The 23,075-nt window shown below is 70.6% G+C and carries 23 protein-coding genes and 1 tRNA gene; 16 read left to right on the top strand and 8 right to left on the bottom strand.

Translation table 11 applies throughout. The annotated features are described in order from the left end of the window. Window positions 1–6: 6 nt before the first annotated feature. Window positions 7–2,076, top strand: coding sequence for a bifunctional lysylphosphatidylglycerol flippase/synthetase MprF (locus ABC304_RS01055; RefSeq protein ID WP_412928472.1), 2,070 nt, complete (start codon window positions 7–9; stop codon window positions 2,074–2,076). Window positions 2,077–2,183: 107 nt separating this feature from the next. On the opposite strand, the gene ABC304_RS01050 is transcribed toward ABC304_RS01055, so the two are convergent. After that, window positions 2,184–2,390, bottom strand: a complete 207-nt coding sequence (locus ABC304_RS01050) for a cold-shock protein (RefSeq protein ID WP_412928471.1) — start codon at window positions 2,388–2,390, stop codon at window positions 2,184–2,186. Window positions 2,391–2,701: 311 nt separating this feature from the next. Here ABC304_RS01050 and ABC304_RS01045 point away from each other — a divergent pair, with 311 nt between their 5' ends. From ABC304_RS01045 to ABC304_RS01030, 4 genes are all read left to right on the top strand, one after another. Next, entirely contained in the window at window positions 2,702–3,364 is a 663-nt protein-coding gene (locus ABC304_RS01045) for a GntR family transcriptional regulator (RefSeq protein ID WP_412928470.1), read from the top strand. 59 nt (window positions 3,365–3,423) lie between these two features. Further along, window positions 3,424–3,915 carry a GNAT family N-acetyltransferase gene (locus tag ABC304_RS01040; protein ID WP_412928469.1) on the top strand — a complete coding sequence of 164 codons (492 nt, stop codon included), beginning with the start codon at window positions 3,424–3,426 and terminating at the stop codon, window positions 3,913–3,915. 68 nt (window positions 3,916–3,983) lie between these two features. Beyond that, the gene (locus ABC304_RS01035) at window positions 3,984–4,712 is read left to right on the top strand and encodes a hypothetical protein (protein WP_412928468.1); all 729 of its coding nucleotides are present in this window, start codon (window positions 3,984–3,986) and stop codon (window positions 4,710–4,712) included. After that, window positions 4,709–5,251 carry a hypothetical protein gene (locus tag ABC304_RS01030; protein WP_412928467.1) on the top strand — a complete coding sequence of 181 codons (543 nt, stop codon included), beginning with the start codon at window positions 4,709–4,711 and terminating at the stop codon, window positions 5,249–5,251. Before ABC304_RS01035 ends, ABC304_RS01030 begins: the two co-directional genes overlap by 4 nt. A 386-nt stretch (window positions 5,252–5,637) precedes the next feature. Here ABC304_RS01030 and ABC304_RS01025 read toward each other — a convergent pair whose 3' ends face one another. Further along, window positions 5,638–7,014: a hypothetical protein gene (locus ABC304_RS01025; protein WP_412929029.1), complete on the bottom strand. Its 1,377-nt coding sequence runs from the start codon at window positions 7,012–7,014 to the stop codon at window positions 5,638–5,640. Window positions 7,015–7,056: 42 nt separating this feature from the next. Further along, window positions 7,057–7,623, bottom strand: a complete 567-nt coding sequence (locus ABC304_RS01020; protein ID WP_412928466.1) for a dihydrofolate reductase family protein — start codon at window positions 7,621–7,623, stop codon at window positions 7,057–7,059. Between the two features lie 88 nt (window positions 7,624–7,711). Between ABC304_RS01020 and pdxH the strand changes: the two genes are divergently transcribed. From pdxH to ABC304_RS01005, 3 genes are all read left to right on the top strand, one after another. Beyond that, window positions 7,712–8,371 (top strand): pyridoxamine 5'-phosphate oxidase, encoded by a 660-nt coding sequence (pdxH, locus tag ABC304_RS01015; protein ID WP_412928465.1) that lies wholly within the window; start codon window positions 7,712–7,714, stop codon window positions 8,369–8,371. Between the two features lie 67 nt (window positions 8,372–8,438). Next, window positions 8,439–10,172: a ubiquinone-dependent pyruvate dehydrogenase gene (gene poxB / locus ABC304_RS01010; protein ID WP_412928464.1), complete on the top strand. Its 1,734-nt coding sequence runs from the start codon at window positions 8,439–8,441 to the stop codon at window positions 10,170–10,172. 16 nt (window positions 10,173–10,188) lie between these two features. After that, window positions 10,189–10,851 carry a pentapeptide repeat-containing protein gene (locus ABC304_RS01005; RefSeq protein WP_412928463.1) on the top strand — a complete coding sequence of 221 codons (663 nt, stop codon included), beginning with the start codon at window positions 10,189–10,191 and terminating at the stop codon, window positions 10,849–10,851. Window positions 10,852–10,913: 62 nt separating this feature from the next. On the opposite strand, the gene ABC304_RS01000 is transcribed toward ABC304_RS01005, so the two are convergent. Beyond that, a tRNA-Leu gene (locus tag ABC304_RS01000) sits at window positions 10,914–11,000 on the bottom strand. 264 nt (window positions 11,001–11,264) lie between these two features. Here ABC304_RS01000 and ABC304_RS00995 point away from each other — a divergent pair. The 7 genes from ABC304_RS00995 to pknB all read left to right on the top strand — a co-directional run bounded on the left by ABC304_RS00995 (window position 11,265) and on the right by pknB (window position 20,166). Beyond that, on the top strand, window positions 11,265–12,005 hold the full coding sequence (locus ABC304_RS00995; protein ID WP_412928462.1) for an FHA domain-containing protein: 741 nt from the start codon (window positions 11,265–11,267) through the stop codon (window positions 12,003–12,005). Then, window positions 12,002–12,544: an FHA domain-containing protein FhaB/FipA gene (locus ABC304_RS00990; protein ID WP_412928461.1), complete on the top strand. Its 543-nt coding sequence runs from the start codon at window positions 12,002–12,004 to the stop codon at window positions 12,542–12,544. The genes ABC304_RS00995 and ABC304_RS00990 overlap by 4 nt, the downstream gene beginning before the upstream one ends. Before the next feature lie 16 nt (window positions 12,545–12,560). Then, window positions 12,561–13,799 (top strand): PP2C family protein-serine/threonine phosphatase, encoded by a 1,239-nt coding sequence (locus ABC304_RS00985; protein ID WP_412928460.1) that lies wholly within the window; start codon window positions 12,561–12,563, stop codon window positions 13,797–13,799. Next, window positions 13,799–15,184, top strand: a complete 1,386-nt coding sequence (locus tag ABC304_RS00980) for an FtsW/RodA/SpoVE family cell cycle protein (RefSeq protein WP_412928459.1) — start codon at window positions 13,799–13,801, stop codon at window positions 15,182–15,184. The genes ABC304_RS00985 and ABC304_RS00980 overlap by 1 nt, the downstream gene beginning before the upstream one ends. A gap of 1 nt (window position 15,185) precedes the next feature. After that, window positions 15,186–16,640 (top strand): peptidoglycan D,D-transpeptidase FtsI family protein, encoded by a 1,455-nt coding sequence (locus tag ABC304_RS00975; RefSeq protein ID WP_412928458.1) that lies wholly within the window; start codon window positions 15,186–15,188, stop codon window positions 16,638–16,640. After that, complete coding sequence (locus ABC304_RS00970) at window positions 16,637–18,385, top strand: serine/threonine-protein kinase (RefSeq protein WP_412928457.1); 1,749 nt, start codon at window positions 16,637–16,639, stop codon at window positions 18,383–18,385. Before ABC304_RS00975 ends, ABC304_RS00970 begins: the two co-directional genes overlap by 4 nt. A 62-nt stretch (window positions 18,386–18,447) precedes the next feature. Next, on the top strand, window positions 18,448–20,166 hold the full coding sequence (pknB, locus tag ABC304_RS00965) for a Stk1 family PASTA domain-containing Ser/Thr kinase (RefSeq protein WP_412928456.1): 1,719 nt from the start codon (window positions 18,448–18,450) through the stop codon (window positions 20,164–20,166). Between the two features lie 15 nt (window positions 20,167–20,181). Here pknB and ABC304_RS00960 read toward each other — a convergent pair whose 3' ends face one another. From ABC304_RS00960 to ABC304_RS00950, 3 genes are read right to left on the bottom strand one after another with little or no spacing between them, the layout of a single operon-like run. Beyond that, window positions 20,182–20,823, bottom strand: a complete 642-nt coding sequence (locus ABC304_RS00960; RefSeq protein WP_412928455.1) for an anthranilate synthase component II — start codon at window positions 20,821–20,823, stop codon at window positions 20,182–20,184. After that, window positions 20,820–20,975 (bottom strand): hypothetical protein, encoded by a 156-nt coding sequence (locus tag ABC304_RS00955; protein WP_412928454.1) that lies wholly within the window; start codon window positions 20,973–20,975, stop codon window positions 20,820–20,822. Before ABC304_RS00955 ends, ABC304_RS00960 begins: the two co-directional genes overlap by 4 nt. Next, complete coding sequence (locus tag ABC304_RS00950) at window positions 20,975–21,763, bottom strand: class E sortase (RefSeq protein ID WP_412928453.1); 789 nt, start codon at window positions 21,761–21,763, stop codon at window positions 20,975–20,977. The genes ABC304_RS00955 and ABC304_RS00950 overlap by 1 nt, the downstream gene beginning before the upstream one ends. A 62-nt stretch (window positions 21,764–21,825) precedes the next feature. Here ABC304_RS00950 and ABC304_RS00945 point away from each other — a divergent pair, with 62 nt between their 5' ends. Then, entirely contained in the window at window positions 21,826–22,062 is a 237-nt protein-coding gene (locus tag ABC304_RS00945) for a cell division protein CrgA (RefSeq protein WP_412928452.1), read from the top strand. Between the two features lie 87 nt (window positions 22,063–22,149). Here ABC304_RS00945 and ABC304_RS00940 read toward each other — a convergent pair whose 3' ends face one another. Continuing rightward, window positions 22,150–23,061: a rhomboid family intramembrane serine protease gene (locus ABC304_RS00940; protein WP_412928451.1), complete on the bottom strand. Its 912-nt coding sequence runs from the start codon at window positions 23,059–23,061 to the stop codon at window positions 22,150–22,152. Between the last annotated feature and the right edge of the window lie 14 nt (window positions 23,062–23,075).

The raw sequence follows: 23,075 nt of genomic DNA, 5'->3' as shown, positions 1-23,075 counted from the left end.
GTGACCATGACCGACACCGTGTCGCGCCCTCGTCCTCCGGTCCTGCGTGTCGTGTCCCGCATCCCGGCGACCCTCGCGCTCATCGCCGCCATGCTCCTGGCCGGCGTGATCTGGGGCGGCCTGTGGTCGCCCTTCCAGGACAGCGACCTCTTCCCCCAGGTGGCCTACGGGCTGCCGGCACTGGAGGAGGGACGCTTCTGGACCCCGATCACCGGAACGTTCTTCGTCAACCTCCCGTGGGTCTACATCCTGACCGTGCTCGGCTTCGTCGGCATGGCGTTCCTGGAGTTCAAGCGCGGCTCACGGGTCGCGCTGGCCTACTTCGGCATCGGCCAGCTCTTCGCGATCTTCGCCGCCGCGCTCCTGCTCTGGCTGGGGGCGTTCCTCCCGTGGCCGTGGGCGCAGCTGCAGGCCGCGGTGCTCGATGTGGGGCCGTCGGGCGGCACCATGGCCTGCCTCGCCGCGGCGATCGGACTGTTCGTCGCGCCGTGGCGGCTGCGCGCGTGGGTGGTGTTCCTCGCGTTCCTCTTCGTCGCTCTCCTCTACTGGGGCTCCGTCGCCGACGTCGAGCACGTTCTGGCCGCGCTGCTGGTGCTCAGCGTCGACCGATCGCTGCGGGTGCAGCGCTCGACGGTGCGCGAGCAGCGCGTGACGGCCTTCACGGTCATGCTCGCCCTCGGAGCCACGCAGATCATCGTGCTGCTCGTGCCGACGGAGGGGCCGTTCGGATACTCCGACCCGGGGGAGGGCTCGTGGGTCGACATCGCCATCGACGCCGCCATCATCCTCATCGTTGCGAACGGGCTGTTTCGCGGCCGCCGGTGGGCGTGGATCGTCTCGATCATCCTGGCGAGCTTCAACCTCCTCACCGGGGGCCTGGTCATCGCCGCGGTGCTGCTTCTCGGCCACGACGGCACCGAGGTGGTCATCGACGGTGATCCGAGCCTCACCGCCGGGTCGACGGTGCTGTGGTTCCTGATGTTCGTCTACCTCCTGCGCATCCGGCACGCCTTCACCGCGCGACGCAGGTCCAAGCTGGGCGCGCAGAGCCCCCCCACCGTCGACGAGGTGAAGGAGATGCTCCACGCGCACGGCGGTGGCACCCTGTCGTGGATGTCGACGTGGGAGAACAACGAGTACGTGCGCACGACGGACGGCATCGTGGTCTACCAGCGCCGGGCCGGCGTCGCTGTCGCCCTGGCCGACCCTCTCGGTCCCGCCGGCACCCGCGCGCAGTCGGTGACGGAGTTCATCTCCATGACGGAGGCCGCCGGGCTGACCCCCTGCTTCTTCAGCGCCAGCGAGGAGACGCGGGATGCCGTCCCGCCGATCTGGCGCAGCATCGTCGTCGCGGACGACACGATCGTCGACCTGCCGGTGCAGTTCACCGGGAAGCAGTGGAATTCCGTCCGCTCCTCCCTCAACCGCGCGGGCCGCGAGGAGATGACGTTCCGTCTCACGCACCTCAAGGACGAGACGTGGGGCATCCGGCAGCAGCTGCGCGCCATCTCCGAGATGTGGGTCGGTGACAAGGGCCTGCCGGAGATGGGATTCACGCTGGGCACGCTGACCGAGGCGGAGGATCCGGAGGTGCGGCTCGCACTGGCCATCTCCCCGAGCGGCGACGTCGACGGATTCCTGTCCTGGCTGCCCGTCTACGGTCCCGACGGCGCCGTGCACGGCTGGACCCTCGACCTGATGCGCCGGCGGGAGGGCGGATTTGGTCCAGTGATGGAGTACCTGCTCGGCGCTTCCGCGCGCCAGTTCTCGGAGGAGGGCGCCAAGATCATGTCGCTCTCCGGCGCGCCGCTCGCCCACGAGTACCCGCCGGGGGCCGGCATGATCGCCGAGCTGAGCGACAAGCTCGCCGAGTCGCTCGAGCCCGTCTACGGCTTCCAGTCGCTCCACAAATTCAAGATGAAGTTCAATCCGCGCTTCGAGACGATGTACCTGCTCTTCCACGACGAAGGCGATCTCATCCCGATCGGCGCCGCGCTCACCCGCGCGTTCCTGCCCGACGCGACCGTGCGGCAGTTCGCCGGCGCCGGCCTGGAGCTGGTGCGCGGCAAGGGCTGAGCCCGGGCCGGAGCACCTCGCTCGAGCCCCGCACGGGTACGGAATCCGCGCGGGCACGAAGAAGCGGCGGTGCCGGGACGAGGTCCTGGCACCGCCGCTCGCGTGGTTCAGACGGGGCGGATGTTCTCCGCCTGCAGGCCCTTGGGGCCCTGTGCGACGTCGAACTCCACGCGCTGATTCTCCTCGAGCGAGCGGTAGCCGCTCGCCGCGATGGCGCTGTAGTGGGCGAAGACGTCCGCGCTGCCGTCATCGGGAGCGATGAAGCCGAAGCCCTTCTCCGAGTTGAACCACTTGACCGTGCCCTGCGTGCTCATTCCGTGCCGTTCTGCTGAGTACCCGCACCTGGCGCGCGGGTGACCTACACGCTAATGACCCTGCTCGCCGAGCGCACGGTCCGGCGGCCGATGTGACGAAACCGTTGCACGACGGGCAACGCGGACGAGCTGCACTGACGAGGCCCGATGAAGTCGACGCCCGGGCCCGGCAGAGCGCGCGGACCCGGGCGCCGATGTATCCCCCCGGATGAGTCGCGTTGAGCGCGACGGCACGATTCTAGTGATATATCGGTGTACCGCGCGCCCCCTCACGGGTATCCATCAGCTCGCGCCATAGAATTCCCACGCCGATGAGCATGGACACTCCCTTCGAACCGCTCGACACCCGAGGCGCAGTCTTGGGCGACGAGGTCTTCCGCGTGCTCGGAAAGGCGATCCTCGAGGGCAAGCTCCGTCCCGGCGACCGGCTGCGCGACGTCGAGCTCGCGCAGATGCTCGGCGTCTCCCGCACGCCGATCCGCGAGGCGCTGCAGCGACTGGAGCGGATGGGGCTCGTGGAGGTCTCCGCCAACCGCTGGACGCGCGTGACAGCGCCCCCCGCGACGGCGTACGACGAGACCCGCGAGTTCATGGCGCTCATCGTGGGCGACGCGCTGCACCTCGCCCTCGCGCGCTGCGACGAGGAGACGCACGGCTCGCTCGTCACCTTGGCGGAGGCGCTCGAGGTGGCGGCGCGCTCCGGTGACGCGATGTCCACGCTCGGCGCGCAGGTCGTCTTCTACCAGCAGGTCATCCGAGCCTCCCGCAACGCCCTTTTCGCCGGCGTGATGCGCGAGGCGGGACTCACTCTGCAGCGCAACCTCCAGCAGAAGAGTCCGGATGCTGCGACCCCCGCCCTCGCGGACCGCTTCGCAGAATTGCGCGACGCGGTGAAGATCCGCGACGCCGTCACGGCGGAGCAGGTGCTGCTGAGCATGTACGTCCGCGCGGACGTGCCGGATCCGGCATCCTGACCACCGCCCGACCGGAGACACGGGTTCTACCCGTCGCAGACCATCGGTAGCGTGGGCACGTGGGCCACATCGAACTGCGCGACATCGACGACGACGACCTCGACGCCGTGTTCGAGATGATGCGCGACCCGGAGGGCATCGCGCGTGCGGCCTTCACGGCAAAGGACCCGGACGACCGGGAGAGCTTCGACGCTTGGATGGCACGAAACCGGGCCGACCCCTCGGCGCGGGTGCAGGTGGTCACCGAGGACGGAGGGTTCGCCGGGACGGCGGGCACCTTCTCCGTCGACGGCGACAGGGAGATCACGTACTGGATCGCGCGTCACGCGTGGGGCCGCGGCGTGGCCACGGCCGTGATCGAGCTCCTCATCGCGCTCGAGCCGGAGCGCCCGCTCTACGCCCGCTCGGCGGCGGACAACGCCGCCTCCGTCGCCGCCCTCCGGCGCGCGGGGTTCGCCGAGATCTCGCGCAACGACGCCTACGCCCCCGGCGTGGGGAGGAACGTCGAGGAGATCGTCTTCGCCCTGCTCCCGACGCTCGACGGCAACTGAGCCACGCCCTCGCCCCCGGGCACGTCGTCGCTCGTTCGCCCCGTCGCCGGCGCCTCTAGGATGTGGCCGTGAGCGTCCCGCCCCCTGCCCCCGCCGGTCCGGCGGACGAGGGCTCCGGCACATCGGGCCGCCGTCCGGCGGGCGTTCGGACACGGCTCGTCGCCTGGGCCGATCGCGTGCCCACCGGCTGGTTCGCCGGCATCCTCACCGCCTGCTTCCTCGGAGTGACGGCGGCCTTCGGCGGCCTCTCGGCGGTGGCCGCTCCTCCCCTGCCCGAGCTGCGCGCCGGCGACACGCACCGCAACGACCAGTTCTCCCTCACCGTCGAGCGCGCGGTGCTCATCGACGAGCTGAGCGACGCGGGGGTGTACACCGAGGCGGGTCAGCGCGTGCTGGCGGTCGTCCTCACCGCCGAGAACGAGTGGGACCGAGCCCTCAGCGCCTCAGGCGGACCGAGCGGCAGGGACGGTGTCATCGGCTCCGTCCGCATCGACGAGCTGGGCGACATGCCGGCGGACGCCGTCGCCCGGCTGGATGACGCGACGAACTCCCCTTACCTGCAGCCCGGCGTGCCCGCTGAGCTCGTCCTGGCCTGGGCGGTGGACGACAACACCCTGTCCGACGGCGACGAGCTCCACGTCACGCTCCGCGACATGAGCCTCAGCACCGGGCAGCTGGTCACCTACGGGCAGTGGTGGGACAGCCCCGTGGCCGCCGCCCGGCTGACGGTCGACGTCGCGGACGTTTGTGCGGGAGCGGATGCCGACGACTCGGCCGATGACGGAGGCGACGGATGAGGCCGTGGCTGGTGTGGACGATCGGTCTCGCGCTGCTCGTCGCAGCCTGGGCCGTCATCCAGATCACGCCGTCCGACGACGCGGCGGTGACCCCGTTCGACGTGTCGGGCGCCATCGGCGACAGCGTCTCCGGGCGCGCCTTCGAGGCCTCTGTGACCGACGTGCGCCTCGGTGACCGCGCCGAGGCGGACGGCTGGAGCGCCGAGAGCACGTGGGTGGTCGTGGATGTCACGGCGCAGGCGCTGCTCGACGAGCAGGGCTCGCTCCTGGGGCACGCCGACCTCATCGTCGACGGCGTCCGGTACCGTGCGAGCGAACGGCCGACCTCCGTCTTCCGGACGGGCCTGAGCGTCGGCCTGCCGAGGTCGGGCAGCATCGCCTTCGAGGTTCCGGCCGGCGTCACCGAGCGCTCGGGGGTCATCGAGCTCGGCCTCACGGAGGAGACGAGGCTCGACTCGGTCGTGCGCGTCCCGGTGGATCTGGCCGAACTCGACCGCAGCCCCGACGTGGAGCTGCGGCGGACGGAGTGGGCGCGATGATGCGGGCATGGTGGCGTCGAAACGCGGTCGCGCTGGAGGCGACCGCCGTGCTGCTGCCACTCACGGCGCTCACCATCTCGGGTGTCGAGTGGTGGCAGATGAATCAGGCGCAGCCCGTGTTCGCGACGACCGTCTCGGCGGGCGACACCGCCGACTACGCCGGAGGGACGTGGGGGCCGGCCGTGGTGCGCTCACAGGCGCCCGGCCCGGACGACGAGCTGCCCGCCGACGGCCGCCTCCTGGTCGTGGAGGTGCCGGTCGATCCGCACGGGGAGATCCTCGGGTGCGACGTGCCCGCGCTGCGCGAGCTCGACGGCATGCAGCGCCGCTGGCAGGACGCGCTCGGCGAGGTCGACTGGGACTACCGGAATCCGACGGTGTGCCCGTCAGACTCGACCGCTCCGTTCACCATCGAGGTCCCCTACCTCCTGCCCGACGGCGTCGGCGGAACGCTCGGCCTCGATTTCACGCTCGCGGACCAGCTGCCGGGCTTCCTGCGACTCGCCGTCATCGTGCCCGAGGTCGCCGCGCCCTGACGCCTCGTGCCCCGACTCGACCACGGGAGCGCCGATGAGCGCTCCGATCGTGGAGTCGTAGGCGCTGGCGATCAGCACCGTGCGCAGGGGCTCGACGACGAGCGGCACGATGAGGAGCAGCGGTGTCCCGGCCACGAGCCAGAACGTCTCGAAATCCTGAGGGCCGACCGCGCGCGTGACGCCGATGCGCAGCACCTGCCCGGCGAGCAGAAGGATGACGTACAGCAGCACGTAGCCGCCGATGAGCACGGGACCGCCGCGCCACATGAGCACGACGGCCCGCCAGATCGGACGGAACCGGGCGCCCATCCCCGCCCCGATGTCGGTGAGGCGACGACGCAGGCGTGCCGGCACGCTGGAATAGCGACTGCGCGCCGGGGTGACCAGCTCGCCGCGCAGGCGCACGCCCTGGGGCACGACGGCCTGCCCGTAGACGACGCCGGCGATGGTGAGCCACGCGAGCGGCACCAGCAGCACCACCCCGGTTTGACCGATCAGCCAGAGCACCGCATCCCAGGTCCAGCCGAGCGGGGCGAACCACCCGCCCACCCACGCACGAGCCTCGCCGAGCCACGCGATCGCCTGCCGGGAGTCGACCCACGCCGACACCTGCCCCAGTGCCTCGCCGATGAAGTAGACCGAGAGGAACACCCACAGTCCCTCGAGGTAGGTCGCGCCGATCGACGTCCACCGCGGCAGCCGCGCCTGCCAGCGCTTCCACGCCCAGCGGCCGGCGAAGGCCAGGGCGACGACGGCGATGGTCCACGGCTCCCACGTCAGCTGATCGACCGCGCCCGACGTGTCCACCGCCGCCTCGGTGAAGATCCCCGCTGCAAGGCGATCGGTCTTCACCGCCAGCGCGACGCTCAGATACGAGGAGACGTCCTCGATGAGGAAGCCGAGCACGGCGTAGACGGCGATGAAGGGCAGCGTGGCCGACAGCAGCGCGTCACGGAAGGCTTCACGACGCGCCCGCCCGTCGGCGGGCGGCGGTGCGATGACGCCGAGCCGCGGCATCCCGTCTCTCAGCACCAGGAACATCGCGACGAGGCTCACCAGCTTCGCGAGGATCGCGAGGGGAAGGAGCAGGATGCCGCCGAGCGCCGTGTACCCGCCCACGTAGCCGGCGAGCTGGATGCCGAGATAGCGGCCGAGGGTGCCGGCGAGGTACCACGCGAGGAGGGCGGGCCAGTGCGCGAGCAGCAGCCGACCGGCCATCGCGATCATCGTCCGCACGGCACCACCGTAGCGATCAGCTGTCCGTCGGGGTCAGCGGATGACGTCGAACACCTGCTTCTGGACGCCGTTCGAGTACACCGCGTGCTCCACCAGGGAGAGCTTGACCCAGTCGCGGTCCGCAGTGCTGAAGAAGCGCTTGCCGGCGCCCAGCAGCACGGGGAAGACCAGGAGGTGGTAGCGGTCGACGAGGTCGGCGTCGGCGAGCGCGGCACCGAGCTCCGCGCTGCCCTGCACGAGGATGGGGCCGCCCTCGGTCTCCTTGAGCGCGCGGACGTCGTCCAGCGAGCGCAGCACGGTCGCCGGCCAGCGGTCGTCGTCGGTCTCCAGCGTGCGCGAGACCACGTAGCGCGGCATCGCGTTGTAGCCGGCGAAGTCGTCGACCATCCCCGGCCACACGGGAGCGAAGAGCTCGTAGCTGCGGCGCCCGAGCAGCAGCGCCGTCGCCTCCTCCTGCTCGCGGCCTTTGATCTCGTACGCGCTGGGGTCGAAGTCGACGGCCTTGAACGTCCAGCCGTCGTTGCGCCACCCCTCGTCGCCGCCGGGTCCCTGCATGACGCCGTCCGTCGACATGAACCCCGTCACGATGAGCTGCCGCATGACGCTTCTCCTCTGCTGTTCTCCGTCTGCCGCGCACCAGGCTAGCGGCGGCGGGCCCGGCCGCGCAGGAGCGGTCTAGGGTCATCGTGTGACCGATCCCCGCGACGCTCTCTCCCGTCACACCGACTACGGCGCGGAGCGCCTCGAGGAGGCCGACGTCGCGGCCGATCCCGTCGTCCAGTTCGAGGCATGGCTCGTCGAGGCGGCCGATCGCGACGTCTACGAGCCGAACGCCATGGTCCTCGGCACGATCGGCGAGGACGGCGTCCCCTCCAGCCGCACCGTGCTGCTGCGGGGCGTGGACGAGACGGGCTTCGTCTTCTACACCGACCAGTCCTCGCGGAAGGGCCGTGCCCTGGCCGCGCACCCGATCGCCACGCTGCTCTTCCCCTGGTACCGCCTCCATCGCCAGGTGATCGTGACGGGCGAGGTCGCGCCCGTCGATGACGCCGAGTCCGACGCGTACTGGTACTCGCGCCCGCACGGCTCCCGGGTGGCGGGCACGGCGAGCGAGCAGTCCCGCCCCATCGCCTCCCGGGTGGACCTGGAGGAACGCGTGGCGCAGCTCGAGGAGCGGTATCCCGAGGGCTCGGACGTACCGCGGCCCGAACGGTGGGGCGGCTTCCGCGTGCGGCCGTTCCGCGTCGAGTTCTGGCAGGGCCGCACGTCGCGGCTGCACGACCGGCTCATCTTCTCCCGCACACCCGGCTCGGATGAGCCGTGGAGCCTGGAGCGCCTGCAGCCCTGAGCCGCGGCGTCCGGGAACTCGACATCCGTCGAGGGAACCCACCGCCTGTCGGACGTACGGTGGTCGCATGGGTCAGAATGTCGCAGATCTCTTCGTCCACACTCTGGTGCGCGCAGGGGTGACCCGCGTCTGGGGACTGCCCGGCGACTCGCTGAACGGCTTCACCGACGCGATCCGCCGCTCCGGCGAGCTCGAGTGGAGACACGTCCGCCACGAGGAGGCCGCGGCGTTCGCGGCCGCGGGCGAGGCGCACGTCACCGGCGAGCTCGCGGTCGTCGCCGGCAGCTGCGGTCCGGGCAACCTGCACTTCATCAACGGCCTCTTCGACGCGCAGCGGAGCCGCGTGCCGGTGCTGGCCATCGCCTCGCACATCCCGAGCGCGGAGATCGGGAGCAGCTACTTCCAGGAGACCCATCCGCAGGAGCTGTTCCGCGAGTGCAGCGACTACGTCGAGCTGGTCAGCGACCCCGCGCAGCTCCCCTGGGTTCTCGAGACCGCGACGCGCACCGCCGTCGAGAGGAACGGGGTGGCCGTCGTCGTGGTGCCCGGCGACATCTTCCACCGCGACGCCCCGAAACGCCGGCCGTCGGCTCCGATCCGGGCGACCCGCCCGCGCATCCTCCCGAGCGAGGACGAACTCGCCGCCGCGGCCGGTCTGCTGAATGACGCCGGCAGGGTCACGATCCTCGCGGGAGCCGGTGTGGCCGGTTCGCACGATGAGGTGATGGCCCTCGCCGAGGCCCTGCAGGCGCCGATCGTCCACGCCTTCCGCGGCAAGGAGCACATCGAGTACGACAACCCCTTCGACGTCGGGATGACCGGCCTGCTGGGCTTCGCGTCGGGCTACCGGGCGATGGAGCGCTGCGATGCGCTGCTCATCCTCGGCTCCGACTTCCCGTACCGCGAGTTCTACCCCGAGAATGCGACGATCATCCAGGTCGACGTCCGCGGCGAGCAGCTCGGCCGTCGCACGCCGATCGACCTCGGTTTGGTCGGCGACGTCGGCGAGACCGCCCGTGCGCTGGCGCCCCTCGTGCGCGGGGGGCGTTCGAATGCGCATCTCGCCGACAGCCTGAAGCACTACCGCTCCACGCGGCATCAGCTCGACGAGCTGGCGAACGACGACGGCAGGGCGCCGATCCACCCGCAGTACGTCGCGAAGCTCGTCGACGAGCTCTCCACGGAGGACGCGATCTACACCGCGGATGTCGGCTCCCCCGTGATGTGGGCGGCGCGCTATCTGCGGATGACCCCCGATCGACGGCTCATCGGCTCCTTCAGCCACGGGTCGATGGCCAACGCCGTGCCCCAGGCTCTCGGCGCGCAGGCCGCCGCGCCGGATCGTCAGGTGATCGCCCTGGCCGGCGACGGCGGGATCTCGATGCTGATGGGCGAGCTCCTCTCGATCCGTCAGAACGACCTGCCCGTGAAGGTCGTCGTCTTCAACAACTCGTCTCTGAACTTCGTCGAGCTGGAGATGAAGGCCGCCGGCACCGTGACCTACGGCACCGATCTGGTGGAGACCGACTTCGCGGCCATCGCGCAGGCATCGGGGATCGCGGGCTTCCGCGTGGAGAAGGCGAGCGATCTGGCCGCCACGCTGAAGCGCGCGTTCGACGAGCCGGGGCCGGCGCTCGTGGACGTCGTCGTCGCCCGTCAGGAGCTGACCATCCCCCCGTCGATCACCGTGGCGCAGGCGAAGGGCTTCGCTCTGTACGCGCTGCGGACCGTCTTCTCCGGCCGCGGGGACGAGCTCCTCGACCTGGCCGACACGAACGTCTGGCGTCGGCTGTTCAACTAGCGCATCCAGGAGTCCCATGCCGCAGCGTCCCGCCCTCATGGCGCCGTCTTTCGACGCGCTCGTCTTAAACGATCTCGCCCCGGGGCGCGGCGACGATCTCCGCCCGCGCGCGGCCCTCGAAGGCGTGTCGTTCACCGACATGACGCTCGACGCGGTGGACCTCGAGAGCGCCGAGCTGACCGCCTGCCGCATCAGCGGGCTGCGTGCCTCGACGCTGAGCCTGGGCTACGCGCACCTCTCCGAGCTGGCGATGGCCGGCGTCGACGCGCCGATCTGGACCACGGCCCGCGGAACCTGGCGTGACGTGGAGGTCGGCGCCTCCCGGTCCGGGTCGATCGAGGCATACGAGTCGTCGTGGAACGGGGTGCACTTCCGGAACTGCCGCCTCGGGTTCGTCAATCTGCGCGGATCCAGCCTCCAGAACGTCGCCTTCACCGACTGCATCATCGACGAGCTCGACGTCGGGCAGACGAAGATCACTCGCTTCGCCGCGACGGCCACGCGGATCGGGCGCCTCCTCGTGGAGCAGTCGACCCTTCAGCACGTCGATCTGCGCGGAGCGGACCTGAGCGACATCTCGGGATCGAACTCCCTGCGCGGAGCGACCATCTCCTCGTCGCAGCTGGCCCAGCTCGCGCCGCTGCTCGCCGCCGACCGCGGCATCGACGTCAGCGATTGAGACGCCGACGGGGCCGCAGCCGGACATGCGAAAGGCCCCCGGTCTCCGGGGGCCTTTCACGGTGGTGCGCGAGGGGGGAGTTGAACCCCCACGTCCTTTCGGACACTGGCACCTGAAGCCAGCGCGTCTGCCTATTCCGCCACTCGCGCGAGTCGGTGATGCGGGCACCGCCGAACTCAACTTCCCGAGGATATCACGCGCTCCGCGCGCTCTCGACGCGAGCGATGCCCGCCGGATGCCGCGAGCCCGGGCAGCCGGCAGAGCGACCGCCTCCAGGAAAGTCCCCGTGGGCCTGGCTACACTGCACAGGACGCCCAGACCCCTGAGCGCTCGAACCGATGTGGGCCCGACGAACGGCCGCACAGCGGGGATGATCAGCACCACCGCACTGTTTCGCCTGCCTGAGGAGCCCCGTGGGACTACTTGACAGCTTCGAGAAGGGACTCGAGCGCGCCGTCAATAGCGCGTTCGCGAAGACCTTCCGCAGCGGCATCCAGCCGGTCGAGATCGCCTCCGCGCTGCGCAGCGAGCTCGACAAGAAGGCCGCCGTCGTCAGTCGCGACCGCATCCTCGCGCCCAACACCTTCACGGTGCGTCTCTCGCCCGCCGACGACGAGAAGATGCGCACCATCGGCCCGGCGCTCGGCGACGAGCTCGACGCGCTGGTCCAGAAGCACGCCCGTGCACAGGGCTACTCCTTCGCCGGCCCCGTCAGCATCGCCCTCACCCGCGACGACGCGCTCTCGACCGGCACGCTGCGGGTCGAGTCCGAGACCGCGCAAGGACGTGTCGCGTGGCGCGGCGTCGTCGACATCGACGGCAGGCGGCATCCGCTCACCGCATCGCGCACCGTCATCGGCCGCGGCAGCGATGCGGACATCACGATCCCCGACCCCGGCACGAGCCGCCGTCACGTCGAGATCCTGTGGGACGGCGAGCGCGCCATGGTGCGCGACATGAACTCCACCAACGGCACGCAGCTCAACGGCCGCAAGGTGACCGAGGCTCCGCTCGAGCCCGATTCGATCGTCACCATCGGCCGCACCGACATCGTCTTCCGTGTGATCGCCCAGGCGACGCCGCCGCGGCCGACGACATCGCCCGCCGACGCCACCCGCGCCTACGACATGCGCGACGGAGGGTTCCGGGCATGAGCGAACTCACCCTCCTCCTCCTGCGCATCGGATTCCTCGTGGTGCTCTGGGCCTTCGTCTTCGCCGTCGTCTACTCGCTCCGCGCCGACCTGTTCGGTGTGAAGGTGCGACGGATGCCGGAGCCCGCCGCCGCTGCTCCCGCCGCCGCCCCCGCGAAGGGCGCCGGCGCCACCGCACCGGTGGCCCCCGTTGCCCCTGCGGCGAAGGCGCCGCGGGCCGAGGCGAAGGGCGGCATGGCGACGACCTCGACCGTCTCGCGCATCGTCATCACCAGCGGACCGAAGGCGGGGCTCGAGCTGCCGCTGGGCACCGAGCCGCTCACGATCGGACGCTCGAGCGAGTCGGGCCTGGTCATCCGCGACGACTACACCTCGAGCCACCACGCGCGCCTCGTGCTGTGGGGCGACCAGTGGATGGTGCAGGACCTCGACTCCACGAACGGCACCTGGCACGACGGCGCCCGCGTCGCCTCGCCCGTCCCGGTGACCGTCGGCGCGCCGATCAAGGTCGGCGCCACGACCTTCGAGCTGCGGAAGTAGCAGCGACCTCCTCCTCATGGTCTTCCAGGGCTCGAGCGCCGCGATCTCGCACACCGGCAAGGTGCGCTCCAACAACCAGGACTCCGGGTACTCCGGATCGAACCTGTTCGCCGTCGCCGACGGCATGGGCGGTCACGCCGGCGGCGATGTCGCCTCCTCCATCGCCATCGGGCGCCTCCAGAGCCTGGACGTCACGTACAGCTCCACCGCCGAGGCCGAATCGGCGCTGAGGGACGCGATCGGCGACGTCGCGACCGAGCTCATCGACACCGTGGCGGTGCGTCCCGAGCTCGCGGGCATGGGCACGACGGTCAGCGCCCTCATCATGGTCGACGGCTTCGCGGTGCTCGCCCACATCGGCGATTCCCGCGTCTACCTCTACCGCGACGACGCGCTCACGCAGATCACCACCGACCACACCTTCGTGCAGCGCCTCGTCGACTCCGGCCGCATCACGCCGGAGGAGGCGCGCTATCACCCGCGCCGCTCTGTGCTGATGCGGGTGCTCGGCGACATGGACCCCGACCCCGAGGTCGACACGTTCATCATGCCGACGCAGCCCGGCGACCGCTGGCTGCTGTGCTCCGACGGACTGTCCGGCGTCGTCGACGACCCGCACACCGCCAAGGCGCTGGCGCAGGGTCTCGCACCCGGCCGCACCGCCGACACGCTGCTGCGGCAGGCTCTGGACGCCGGTGCCCCCGACAACGTCACCATCGTCATCGTCGACGTCGGGGGGCAGCATCCGCTCTTCTCGGGCACGCCCACGATCGTGGGCTCCGCCTCCAACCCCACGGGCGTCGAGGTGCCGGCCGCCCGCTCGGGACGCGGCAACTGGCTGCACCCGAACCGGCAGGCCGCCAACGAGCCGACGCACTTCGAGCCGGCCGCCGAGTTCCTCGAGGAGCTCATCGAGGAGGACCGCCGCCGCGCGCGTCGCCGGCGGATCGGGTGGATCGTCGGCCTCGTCGTCGTCATCGCGCTCCTCATCGGCGGGCTGGTCGTCGCCTACCAGTGGACCCAGACCCGGTTCTTCGTCGGGGACGACCGCGGCACCGTCGCGATCTACCGCGGCGTTCAGCAGAACATCGGCCCGATCGTGCTGTCCTCGGTCTACGAGGACACGGGCATCCAACTCGAGGACCTGCCGTCCTTCACCCGCGGCACCGTGGAGGGCACGATCACCGCACAGTCCCTCGACGATGCGCGGAGCATCGTCGACCGCCTCCGCGACACCGCTTCAGGAGGACAGTGATGACCGCAACCTCGACCGGACAGGTGTCGGCCGACACCGCCGTCGTCCGCGCGCTGCGCCGCATCCGCGGTCCGCAGACGCAGCGCAACCGCGAACTCGGCCTGCTCGTGTTCGCCCTCGTCGTCACCGCCGGGGCGGTCGCCCTGGTGCAGCTCGGCGCCGCCGGTGTCATCGACCCGAAGTTCCTCATCTACTGCGGCGGCCTGGCCGCGCTGGTCATCGCCCTGCACATCGTGCTGCGTCTGCGGGCGCGCGACGCCGACTCGTTCGTCGTCCCCATCGCGACGCTGCTGACCGGCCTCGGCATCGCGATGATCTACCGATTGGATGTCGCGGGCGGGCGTCACGGGTGGAACGCGTTCTCCACGCGGCAGCTGGCCTGGGCCGGCATCGCCGTGGTCGCCGCGATCATCGTCGTGGTCGCGATGCGCAACTACCGCGTGCTGTTCCGCTACACCTACGTGTCGGGCTTCATCGGCGTCGGGCTCCTCCTCCTGCCCTTCGTGCCGGGCCTCGGCACCGACGCCAACGCCGACGTGTGGGTGTCGCTCGGCTTCTTCTCGTTCCAGCCCGGCGAGCTCGCCAAGATCGCGCTGGCCATCTTCTTCGCCGGATACCTCGTGCGCACGCGCGAGAGCCTGTCGTCCGTCGGCACGCGCTTCCTCGGCATGACCTGGCCGCGCGCGCGCGAGCTCGGCCCGCTCCTCGTGCTGTGGCTCGTGTCCCTGGGCATCATCGTGCTGCAGCGCGACCTGGGCACCGGCCTGCTCATCTTCGGCATGTTCGTCGCGATGCTCTACGTCGCGACCGGCAAGACCAGCTGGGTCGTGATCGGCGTCGTGCTCGCCGCCGCCGGGGCCTTCCTCGCCTCGCGGGTGCTGCCCTACGTCGGGGCGCGCTTCGACAACTGGCTGGACGCGTTCAACCCCGACCGCATGGACGGACCGAGCTACCAGCTCGTGCAGGGCATCTTCGGTCTCGCCCAGGGCGGCCTCATCGGCACCGGGCTCGGCCAGGGCCGGCCCTACCTCACGCCGGTGGCGGAGAGCGACTACATCCTTCCCGCCCTCGGCGAGGAGATCGGGCTGATCGGCGTCTTCGCGATCCTCTGCCTGTACATGGTCTTCGCGAGCCGCGGCATCCGCATCGGCCTCGCCGGCCAGGACGACTTCGGCAAGCTTCTGGCGACGGGGCTGTCGTTCACCATCGCCCTGCAGGTGTTCATCATGGTCGGGGGCGTCACGCGCCTCATCCCCCTGACCGGACTGACGACGCCGTTCCTGGCCGCCGGCGGCTCGTCGCTCGTGGCCAACTGGATCATCGTGGCCTTCCTCCTGCGCATCTCCGACGTCGTGCGCAGCCGTCCCCGGGTGGTGATCGGCTGACATGACGAAGGAACTCCGACGCCTCAGCATCGTGATGCTGCTCATGTTCGTCGCCCTCTTCGCCTCGACGAGCGTGATCCAGGTCGTGCAGGCCGATGCGCTCCAGCAGAACCCCGCGAACAAGCGCGCGCTCTACGACAGCTACCAGGTCCAGCGCGGCTCGATCGTGGCCAGCGGCGCCGCCATCGCCTCATCCGTCCCCTCTGACGACATCTACAGCTGGCAGCGCGTCTACGAGAACCCCGCGGTCTGGGCGCCGGTCACCGGCTTCACGAACCCGGCGCTCGGCTCCGCCAGCGGCATCGAGCTCGCTCTGAACGGGGTCCTGTCGGGGACGGGCGGCGCGCAGTTCCTCACGCGCGTCGAGCGCCTGTTCACGGGTCAGCCGCCGCGCGGCTCGAACGTCGAGCTGACCCTCGACGCGAACGTCCAGCAGGCCGCCTTCGACGCGCTCGGCGACCTGCAGGGCGCGGTCGTGGCCATCGAGCCGTCGACCGGCCGGATCCTGGCGATGGTCACGACCCCGAGCTACGACACCAACGCCCTCGCGACGCACAGCGCCGACCAGGTGAACGCGACGTATCAGGAGCTCGAGGACGACCTGTCGCATCCGCTGTTCAACCGGGCGATCGGCGGAGATCTGAATCCTCCGGGGTCGACGTTCAAGCTCGTCGTCGCCTCGGCGGCGCTCGCCTCCGGCGATTACACGCCCCAGTCGACGCTGCCCAACCCCGGCATCTACCAGCTGCCGCAGTCGAACAGCACCGTCAGCAACGCCTCGGGCGGCACCTGTGGCCCCGGTGACACCGTGACGATCGCCGACGCGCTGCGGCTCAGCTGCAACATCCCGATGGCCGAGCTGGCCGTCGCCCTGGGCGACAAGGCCATCCGCGACGAGGCCCAGAAGTACGGGTTCAACACGTCGTTCACGCTGCCGCTCACCTCGACCCCGTCGAGCTATCCGGCGTCGCTGGACGATCCGCAGACGGCGCTCTCCGGATTCGGTCAGGGCCAGGTCACCGCGACACCGCTGCAGATGGTGATGGTGTCCGCGGGAATCGCCAACCAAGGAGTCGTCATGAACCCCCGCATGGTGGACAGGGTGATCGCACCCGACCTCTCGGTGCAGCAGACGTTCGACGACTCCGAGTTCGGGCGAGCGCTCGACGAGGATCTCGCGTCGCAGATGGTCGCCATGATGGTGGCCAATGTCAGTGACGGCGCGGCGTCGAATGCAAGAATAGACGGCGTCGACGTCGCCGGTAAGACGGGCACCGCCGAGAACGGCGACAGGCCCTACAGTCTGTGGTTCACCGGGTTCGCCCCGGCGGAGGATCCGCAGGTGGCCGTCGCTGTGGTCGTGGAGAACGGCGGCGGGCAGAACCAATCGGGCAGCGGCGATGAGATCGCGGCGCCCATCGCGAAGAAGGTCATGGAGGCGGTGCTGGGACGATGAGACCGACACAGGGAGTGACTTTCGGCGGACGCTACGAGCTCGACTCGAGGATCGCCATCGGCGGTATGGGCGAGGTGTGGGAGGCCACCGACCACGTCATCGGCCGCACGGTCGCCATCAAGATCCTCAAAGACGAGTACATGGGCGACCCGGGCTTCCTCGAGCGCTTCCGCGCCGAGGCCCGACACGCCGCGCTCGTGAACCACGAGGGCATCGCCAGCGTCTTCGACTACGGCGAGGAGGCCGGCTCGGCGTTCCTCGTGATGGAGCTCGTGCCCGGCGAGGCACTCTCGACGATCATCGAGCGCGACGGCTCGCTGTCGACCGACAAGACGCTCGACATCGTCGCCCAGACGGCGGCCGCTCTGCAGGCCGCCCACGCCGCGGGCCTCGTGCACCGCGACATCAAACCGGGCAATCTGCTGATCACCCCCGACGGCCGCGTGAAGATCACCGACTTCGGCATCGCGCGCATCGCCGACCAGGTGCCGCTGACGGCCACAGGCCAGGTCATGGGCACCGTCCAGTACCTCTCGCCCGAGCAGGCCTCGGGTCACCCCGCGTCGCCGGCGACCGACACCTACTCGCTCGGCATCGTCGCGTACGAGTGCCTCGCGGGCAAGCGCCCCTTCACCGGCGAGTCGCAGGTCGCGATCGCCATGGCGCAGATCAACGAGCAGCCCCCGCCGCTGCCGCCGACGGTCGCCGCACCGGTGCAGAACCTCGTCATGGCGATGATCGCCAAGAAGCCGGAGGACCGTCCGTCGTCCTCCGCCGCCGTCGCCCGCGCGGCTTCCGCACTGCGCCGCGGCGACGTGGCGGCGGCCGCCGCGGCGATCCCGGCCATCGCGGGCGCGGGAGCGACCACTCCCGACGACGTGACGAGGCTGCTGTCGCCCGCCGCGACCTCCGAGGCGACGCGCCTGCTGCCGGCCGGCGCGCCGGCTCCGGCGCTCCTCCCCGTAGAAGAAGAGCCGCAGAGGAAGAAGCGCAGCCCGTGGACGTGGCCGCTGATCGCCCTCATCGTGCTGCTGCTGCTGGTCATCGGCGGCACGGTGTTCGCGCTCATCTCCAACCAGCAGCCCGACGCCGCACCGACGAGCGCGGCACCGACGAGCGCTGCTCCCACGCCCAAGCCGAGCACGCCGTCGCCGACCCCGACGCAGACCTCCAACACGGTCGACATCACCGCGCTGAACCTCATGGGCAAGTCCTGCGAGGATGCGCGCGCGACGGCGCTGCAGGCCGGCATGGCGACCGTCACCTGCGCCGGCGGGGACGCCGCGCCCAACGCCGAGGCCGTCAACACCGTCTACTCGATCGAGCCGCAGGGCAACGTCCCGAAGGACCGCGAGCTGAAGCTCACGTTCTACCAGGACCAGGTGCCCCTCACGCCGCCGACGGCGGCCGCGCTGCCCGACAAGGTCGTGGCGGGCTCCACGGTCCAGGTCACCTGGAACGGCTACCAGTGCCCCTCCGGCACCGGCACCGTCAGCTCCTACAACTTCCGCGTCACCAACGGCACGTTCGCCGTGAACGGCTCGTCCGAGGCCGCGTTCGGCACCAACGACCGGTCCGGTGAGATCGTCGTGAGCAACGTCGAGAACCAGGCGCTGATCGTCACGTACACCGTGACCTGCACCGGCGGCACGGGCGGCGACCGCGTGACCGACGCATCGCCGAACGCCGAGCGGACGATCACCGCGGCCACCCCCACCACGCCGTCGGCGGCACCCACACCCTGACCCTGCACCACCCGGTCCCGTAGGGGGCCGGGTGGGCCGTCGGTTAGGCTGAGAGCTGTTCCATGCAGGGGGAAACCGTGACAGCTGAGCCGCGCGTGCTTTCGGGTCGCTACCGCGTCGACGAGGTCATCGGACGCGGCGGCATGGCCACCGTGTACCGCGGCTACGACCTCACGCTCGGCCGCCAGGTGGCCATCAAGATCCTCAAGCACGACCTCGCGAACGACAACTCGTTCCGCACGCGGTTCCGCCTCGAGGCCCAGGCCGCCTCCCGCATGGCGCACCCCACGATCGTCCGCGTCTACGACGCCGGCGAGGACAGCGAGGTCGGCCCCGACGGCATCGCTCGCCCGATCCCCTACATCGTGATGGAGCTCGTCCACGGGCGTCTCCTCAAGGACATCATCGCCGCGGGGCCCGTGCCGGTCGACGACACCGTCCGCTACGTCGACGGCATCCTCGAGGCTCTCGAGTACTCCCACCGCGCGGGCGTCGTGCATCGCGACATCAAGCCCGGCAACGTCATGGTCACCGACGCCGGGCAGGTGAAGGTGATGGACTTCGGCATCGCCCGCGCCGTCTCCGACTCCTCCTCGACCGTCGCCGAGACCACCGCGATCATCGGCACCGCCGCCTACTTCTCGCCCGAGCAGGCCAAGGGCGAGCCGGTCGACGCGCGCGCCGACCTGTACTCCACAGGCGTCGTCCTCTACGAGCTGCTCGCCGGCCGGCCGCCGTTCCGCGGCGAGTCGCCCGTCGCCGTCGCCTATCAGCACGTCAGCGAGGCCCCGGTCTCGCCGTCCGAGGTCGTCTCGACCGTGTCGCGGGGCCTCGACGCGGTCGCCCTGCGCGCGCTCGCGAAGGATCCGTTCCAGCGATACCAGGATGCTGCGACCTTCCGTGAGGCGCTGGACGCGACCATCGACGGCCGCGTGCCGTCGAAGCGTCAGCTCGGCGCGCTCACGAGCGAGCTGTACGGCCCGAACCCGCGGCAGGCCGCCGAGACCGCGCGCTCCCTGCGCCAGCTGAGCACCGACACGACCATGAAGCGCACGCAGACCGGCCCTCCGGTCGCGTGGATCTGGGCGGGCGTGGCCATCCTGGCCGTGCTGCTGGTGTCGGTGCTGTTCTGGGTCGTCACGATCCGGCCGGCCGGGGGCGTTCCCGCCAACGCGCGCATCGTGCCCGACGTGTCCGGCATGACCTATGAGCGGGCGAACGAGGCTTTGGCCGCGGAGGACCTCCTCGCGACCCGCGAGGATCAGCCCGACCCGGACGTGCCCGCGGGCAACGTGATCTCGACCGATCCCGCCGCCGGCTCCTCGCTCAGCCCTCAGCAGGAGGTGCGGGTGCTCGTGTCCCGCGGCCGCGAGACCAGCGTCATCCCCACGATCGTCGGTCTCTCGCAGGACGCGGCGAAGGGTGCTCTCGAGAACTCCGGTCTCGTGCTCGGTGCGATCACCCCGCGCAACGACCCCGACACCGCGGCCGGCACCGTCCTGGCGGCGGATCAGCAGGCCGGCACGGAGGTCGCCAAGGGCACCGTCGTGAACCTGGTGGTCGCGACCGGCCGCGTCGTGCTCCCCGACGTCACCGGCTACACACTGGATGCGGCCAAGCGCCAGCTCGAGTCGGCCGAGCTCGGTCTCACCGTCGAGGTCGCGGAGGACCCGAACTGCAAGGGCTCCGCGGACGCGCCCATCGTCGCCACGCAGTCGATCGCGCCCGGCGAGGCGCCGATCCGATCGACCATCACCCTCACCTACTGCGTCGGGGCCTGACCGGCGCGCACCGGCTCAGCGGTGCGGACGGAGCGTCGCACCCCGCTCGGCGGCCCCCGCCACGCCCACGCCCTCCAGCCAGTTGCCGAGGAGCCGGTAGCCGCCCTCGGTGAGCACGCTCTCGGGGTGGAACTGCACGCCCTGCAGCGGCAGCTCACGGTGACGGAGGCCCATGATCACGCCGTCGGCCGTTCGCGCCGTCACCACGAGGTCGTCGGGCACGGTCTCGGGCACCACCGCCAGCGAGTGGTAGCGGGTCGCGGTGAACGGGTCGGGCAGACCCGCGTAGAGCGCGTCGTCGTCGTGGCGCACCGGCGAGGTCATCCCATGCATGAGCTCCGGCGCGTGGGCGACCGTGGCGCCGAACGCCTCGGCGAGCGCCTGGTGTCCGAGGCAGACGCCCAGGAGCGGGATGCCGCGGCTCGCCGCCGCGCGCACGACCTGCACCGACGCGCCCGCCCGGGCCGGCGTGCCCGGACCCGGCGACACCAGCACCGCGCCGTAGGGGCGCAGCGCAGCATCCGTCCCCTCGGGATCGATCGCGTCCGCCTCGACGAGGTCGGTGCCTGCTCCGAGCTCGTGCAGGTAGCCGACGAGGGTGTGGACGAAGCTGTCGTGGTTGTCGACCACGAGCACGCGGGGGGCTGCCGCGGTCACTGGACCGTGACCTCCTGGGGGTTCACGATCTCGCCCACCCAGGGGAAGACGTAGAAGAACAGGCCGTAGAGCACTGCGACGGCCAGCACGAGCAGGATCAGCACCCGCACCCACCACGGGCCGGGCAGGATCCTCCACAACGCGGCGTACATCAGGCGGTGGCCCCTTCGGTCAGGGCGACGGGCGCACCCGAGGAGCGCGGCGTGAACGACTCGAAGACGCCGTAGGCGATGGCACGCTCCGAGGAGCCGTAGCGCGGGCTGCACGTCGTCATCGTGATGTACCTGCCGTCCGTGGCGATGTCGGAGACCTGCGGAACGGGCAGCAGCACGTCGACCGCGCTCGGCTGGACGTACGCGAGGTTGCGGAACCGGTAGGTGAACCAGCCCTCCTGCGTCTCGATGACGACGGCGTCGCCGATGCGCAGAGACGGGAGGTCCTGGAAGGGGGCGCCGTGGCTGCCGCGGTGGCCGGCGACCGCGAAGTTGCCCACCTGCCCCGGCATCGCGGTCTCGGGATAGTGACCGATGCCGATCGGGTCGAGCGTCACAGCGGTGTCGACACCGCCCGCGAGGCGGAAGCTGAAGTCGGGGCCGAAGCGCGGAATCCACACGACGCCGAACTCCTGACCCGCTGCGGGCTGGGGCAGCGCGGGAGGGTCGGCGGTCGCGGGCGGTGCCGCCGGCGTCGCCTCTCCCGTCGACGACGGACGGGGGACGGCCAGCTCCTGCGCCCACTGCTGCGAGAGCGACTGCGCCTCGTCCTTCATCTGCGACCCGATCAGGATGTCGCCGATCCACAGCTGCCAGCTGACGTAGAGGAGCGTGACGACGCCGAGGGTGATGAGCAGCTCGCCGACCACGCCGAGGAAGGTGACGCGCCGTCGGGGTGACCGCCGATCGCGCCGCCGACGCGGCCCGCCGTCCACTGTTGCTGTCACGAGTGGAGTCTAGCCAGGACGGCCCTCGGCGCCCCTTGTCCTCGGCGGTTAGGATGGTGCGCATGGCACGATCTGGCAGAGACGAAGCGCTCACGGGCTCCAGCGAGGGTGAAGCGGCACCCAACCCCGTCTGGTTCAAGCCGATCATGATCGGACTGATGCTGCTCGGACTCGTCTGGGTCCTGGTGTTCTACCTGAGCGGCATGCTGTTCCCGATCCCCGGCATCGGCCCCTGGAACCTCGTGATCGGTTTCGGCATCGCCTTCGTCGGGTTCCTCATGACCACGCGCTGGCGGTAATTACACCGCTGTCATTTGTCCCCACCTGTGGACAAAGCTGTGGATAAGCGCACCACTCGTCATTCGACGAACGACAGAAGCGGCGGGTCAGCCGTAGATGACGGGCGGCAGGAGTAGCAGGGCGAGCAGCCCGACCGTCGTCGCCGACAGCAGGCCGATCTGGACACCCCGGCGTGCCGCGGACCTCGTGCGGGCGAAGATCAGCCCGATCAGCGCTCCGACCGCGAGTCCGCCGACGTGCGCCTGCCACGAGATCTGCGGACCCGACACCGCGCCGCCGAACAGTCCGATCAGCAGCGGGACGAACGAGATGGCGAGGTTGATGCCGATCACGATCGCGATGCCCGTGATGTTCGCGCCGACATGGCGGCCGATCACCAGCAGGGCGCCGAACATGCCGAAGATCGCCCCCGACGCGCCCACCACCGTCGTCGCCGGTGCGAGGAGCGCGACGGCGACCGAGCCTCCGAGGCCGCTGATGAGGTAGAGCGCGAGGAAGCGCCACCGCCCCAGCAGGGGCTCGAGGCTCCCGCCGATCATGAACAGCGCGAGCATGTTGAGCCCCACGTGCCAGAACCCGCTGTGGGTGACGAGAACCGTGAGCAGTCGCCAGGGCTCGAACGGCGCGGGGCCGCCCGGGAAGACGAACAGGCTGTTGAAGGCGAACAGCTGCAGTGTGGGCGAGTTGGGGATCAGCTGCGTGATGAACAGCACCACCGTCACCGCGATGATGCCGTAGGTCATCACCGGGCGGCCGTCGCGCACGGCGACGGGACTCACGGTCGAGCGCTGCCAGCGCCGCTGCGCCTTCGCCTGCGCCGGGGTCTGCGCGCGCTGCTGATCGCGCAGGCACTCCGGGCAGATGACGCCGACGGCCGCCTGCGTCTGGCACTCCGGACAGATCGTCCGGAGGCACCGCTGACACAGGACGAAGCTCTGCCGGTCAGGATGCCGGTAGCAGAAGTTGTCGCTGTTGCGACGGAACTCGTCGGTCGTCATCGAGGGCCGCGGGG

It is taken from the genome of Microbacterium jepli (genome assembly GCF_047237905.1).
GTDB lineage: Bacteria > Actinomycetota > Actinomycetes > Actinomycetales > Microbacteriaceae > Microbacterium.
The sequence above is the reverse complement of the archived record's forward strand: the minus strand, read 5'-3'. Positions and strand labels throughout refer to the sequence as shown.

What these genes read in the sequence shown, in the direction of transcription:
- ABC304_RS01025 (WP_412929029.1), bottom strand. Translation starts at nt 7,014, where the DNA reads ATGATCGCGATGGCCGGTCGGCTGCTGCTCGCGCACTGGCCCGCCCTC.
- ABC304_RS01045 (WP_412928470.1), top strand. Translation starts at nt 2,702, where the DNA reads ATGAGCATGGACACTCCCTTCGAACCGCTCGACACCCGAGGCGCAGTC.
- ABC304_RS01055 (WP_412928472.1), top strand. Translation starts at nt 7, where the DNA reads ATGACCGACACCGTGTCGCGCCCTCGTCCTCCGGTCCTGCGTGTCGTG.
- ABC304_RS00990 (WP_412928461.1), top strand. Translation starts at nt 12,002, where the DNA reads ATGAGCGAACTCACCCTCCTCCTCCTGCGCATCGGATTCCTCGTGGTG.
- ABC304_RS01030 (WP_412928467.1), top strand. Translation starts at nt 4,709, where the DNA reads ATGAGGCCGTGGCTGGTGTGGACGATCGGTCTCGCGCTGCTCGTCGCA.
- ABC304_RS01020 (WP_412928466.1), bottom strand. Translation starts at nt 7,623, where the DNA reads ATGCGGCAGCTCATCGTGACGGGGTTCATGTCGACGGACGGCGTCATG.
- ABC304_RS00955 (WP_412928454.1), bottom strand. Translation starts at nt 20,975, where the DNA reads ATGTACGCCGCGTTGTGGAGGATCCTGCCCGGCCCGTGGTGGGTGCGG.
- ABC304_RS00940 (WP_412928451.1), bottom strand. Translation starts at nt 23,061, where the DNA reads ATGACGACCGACGAGTTCCGTCGCAACAGCGACAACTTCTGCTACCGG.
- ABC304_RS00985 (WP_412928460.1), top strand. Translation starts at nt 12,561, where the DNA reads ATGGTCTTCCAGGGCTCGAGCGCCGCGATCTCGCACACCGGCAAGGTG.
- ABC304_RS01050 (WP_412928471.1), bottom strand. Translation starts at nt 2,390, where the DNA reads ATGAGCACGCAGGGCACGGTCAAGTGGTTCAACTCGGAGAAGGGCTTC.
- ABC304_RS00975 (WP_412928458.1), top strand. Translation starts at nt 15,186, where the DNA reads ATGACGAAGGAACTCCGACGCCTCAGCATCGTGATGCTGCTCATGTTC.
- poxB (WP_412928464.1), top strand. Translation starts at nt 8,439, where the DNA reads ATGGGTCAGAATGTCGCAGATCTCTTCGTCCACACTCTGGTGCGCGCA.
- pknB (WP_412928456.1), top strand. Translation starts at nt 18,448, where the DNA reads ATGCAGGGGGAAACCGTGACAGCTGAGCCGCGCGTGCTTTCGGGTCGC.
- ABC304_RS00970 (WP_412928457.1), top strand. Translation starts at nt 16,637, where the DNA reads ATGAGACCGACACAGGGAGTGACTTTCGGCGGACGCTACGAGCTCGAC.
- ABC304_RS00980 (WP_412928459.1), top strand. Translation starts at nt 13,799, where the DNA reads ATGACCGCAACCTCGACCGGACAGGTGTCGGCCGACACCGCCGTCGTC.
- ABC304_RS01005 (WP_412928463.1), top strand. Translation starts at nt 10,189, where the DNA reads ATGCCGCAGCGTCCCGCCCTCATGGCGCCGTCTTTCGACGCGCTCGTC.
- ABC304_RS00945 (WP_412928452.1), top strand. Translation starts at nt 21,826, where the DNA reads ATGGCACGATCTGGCAGAGACGAAGCGCTCACGGGCTCCAGCGAGGGT.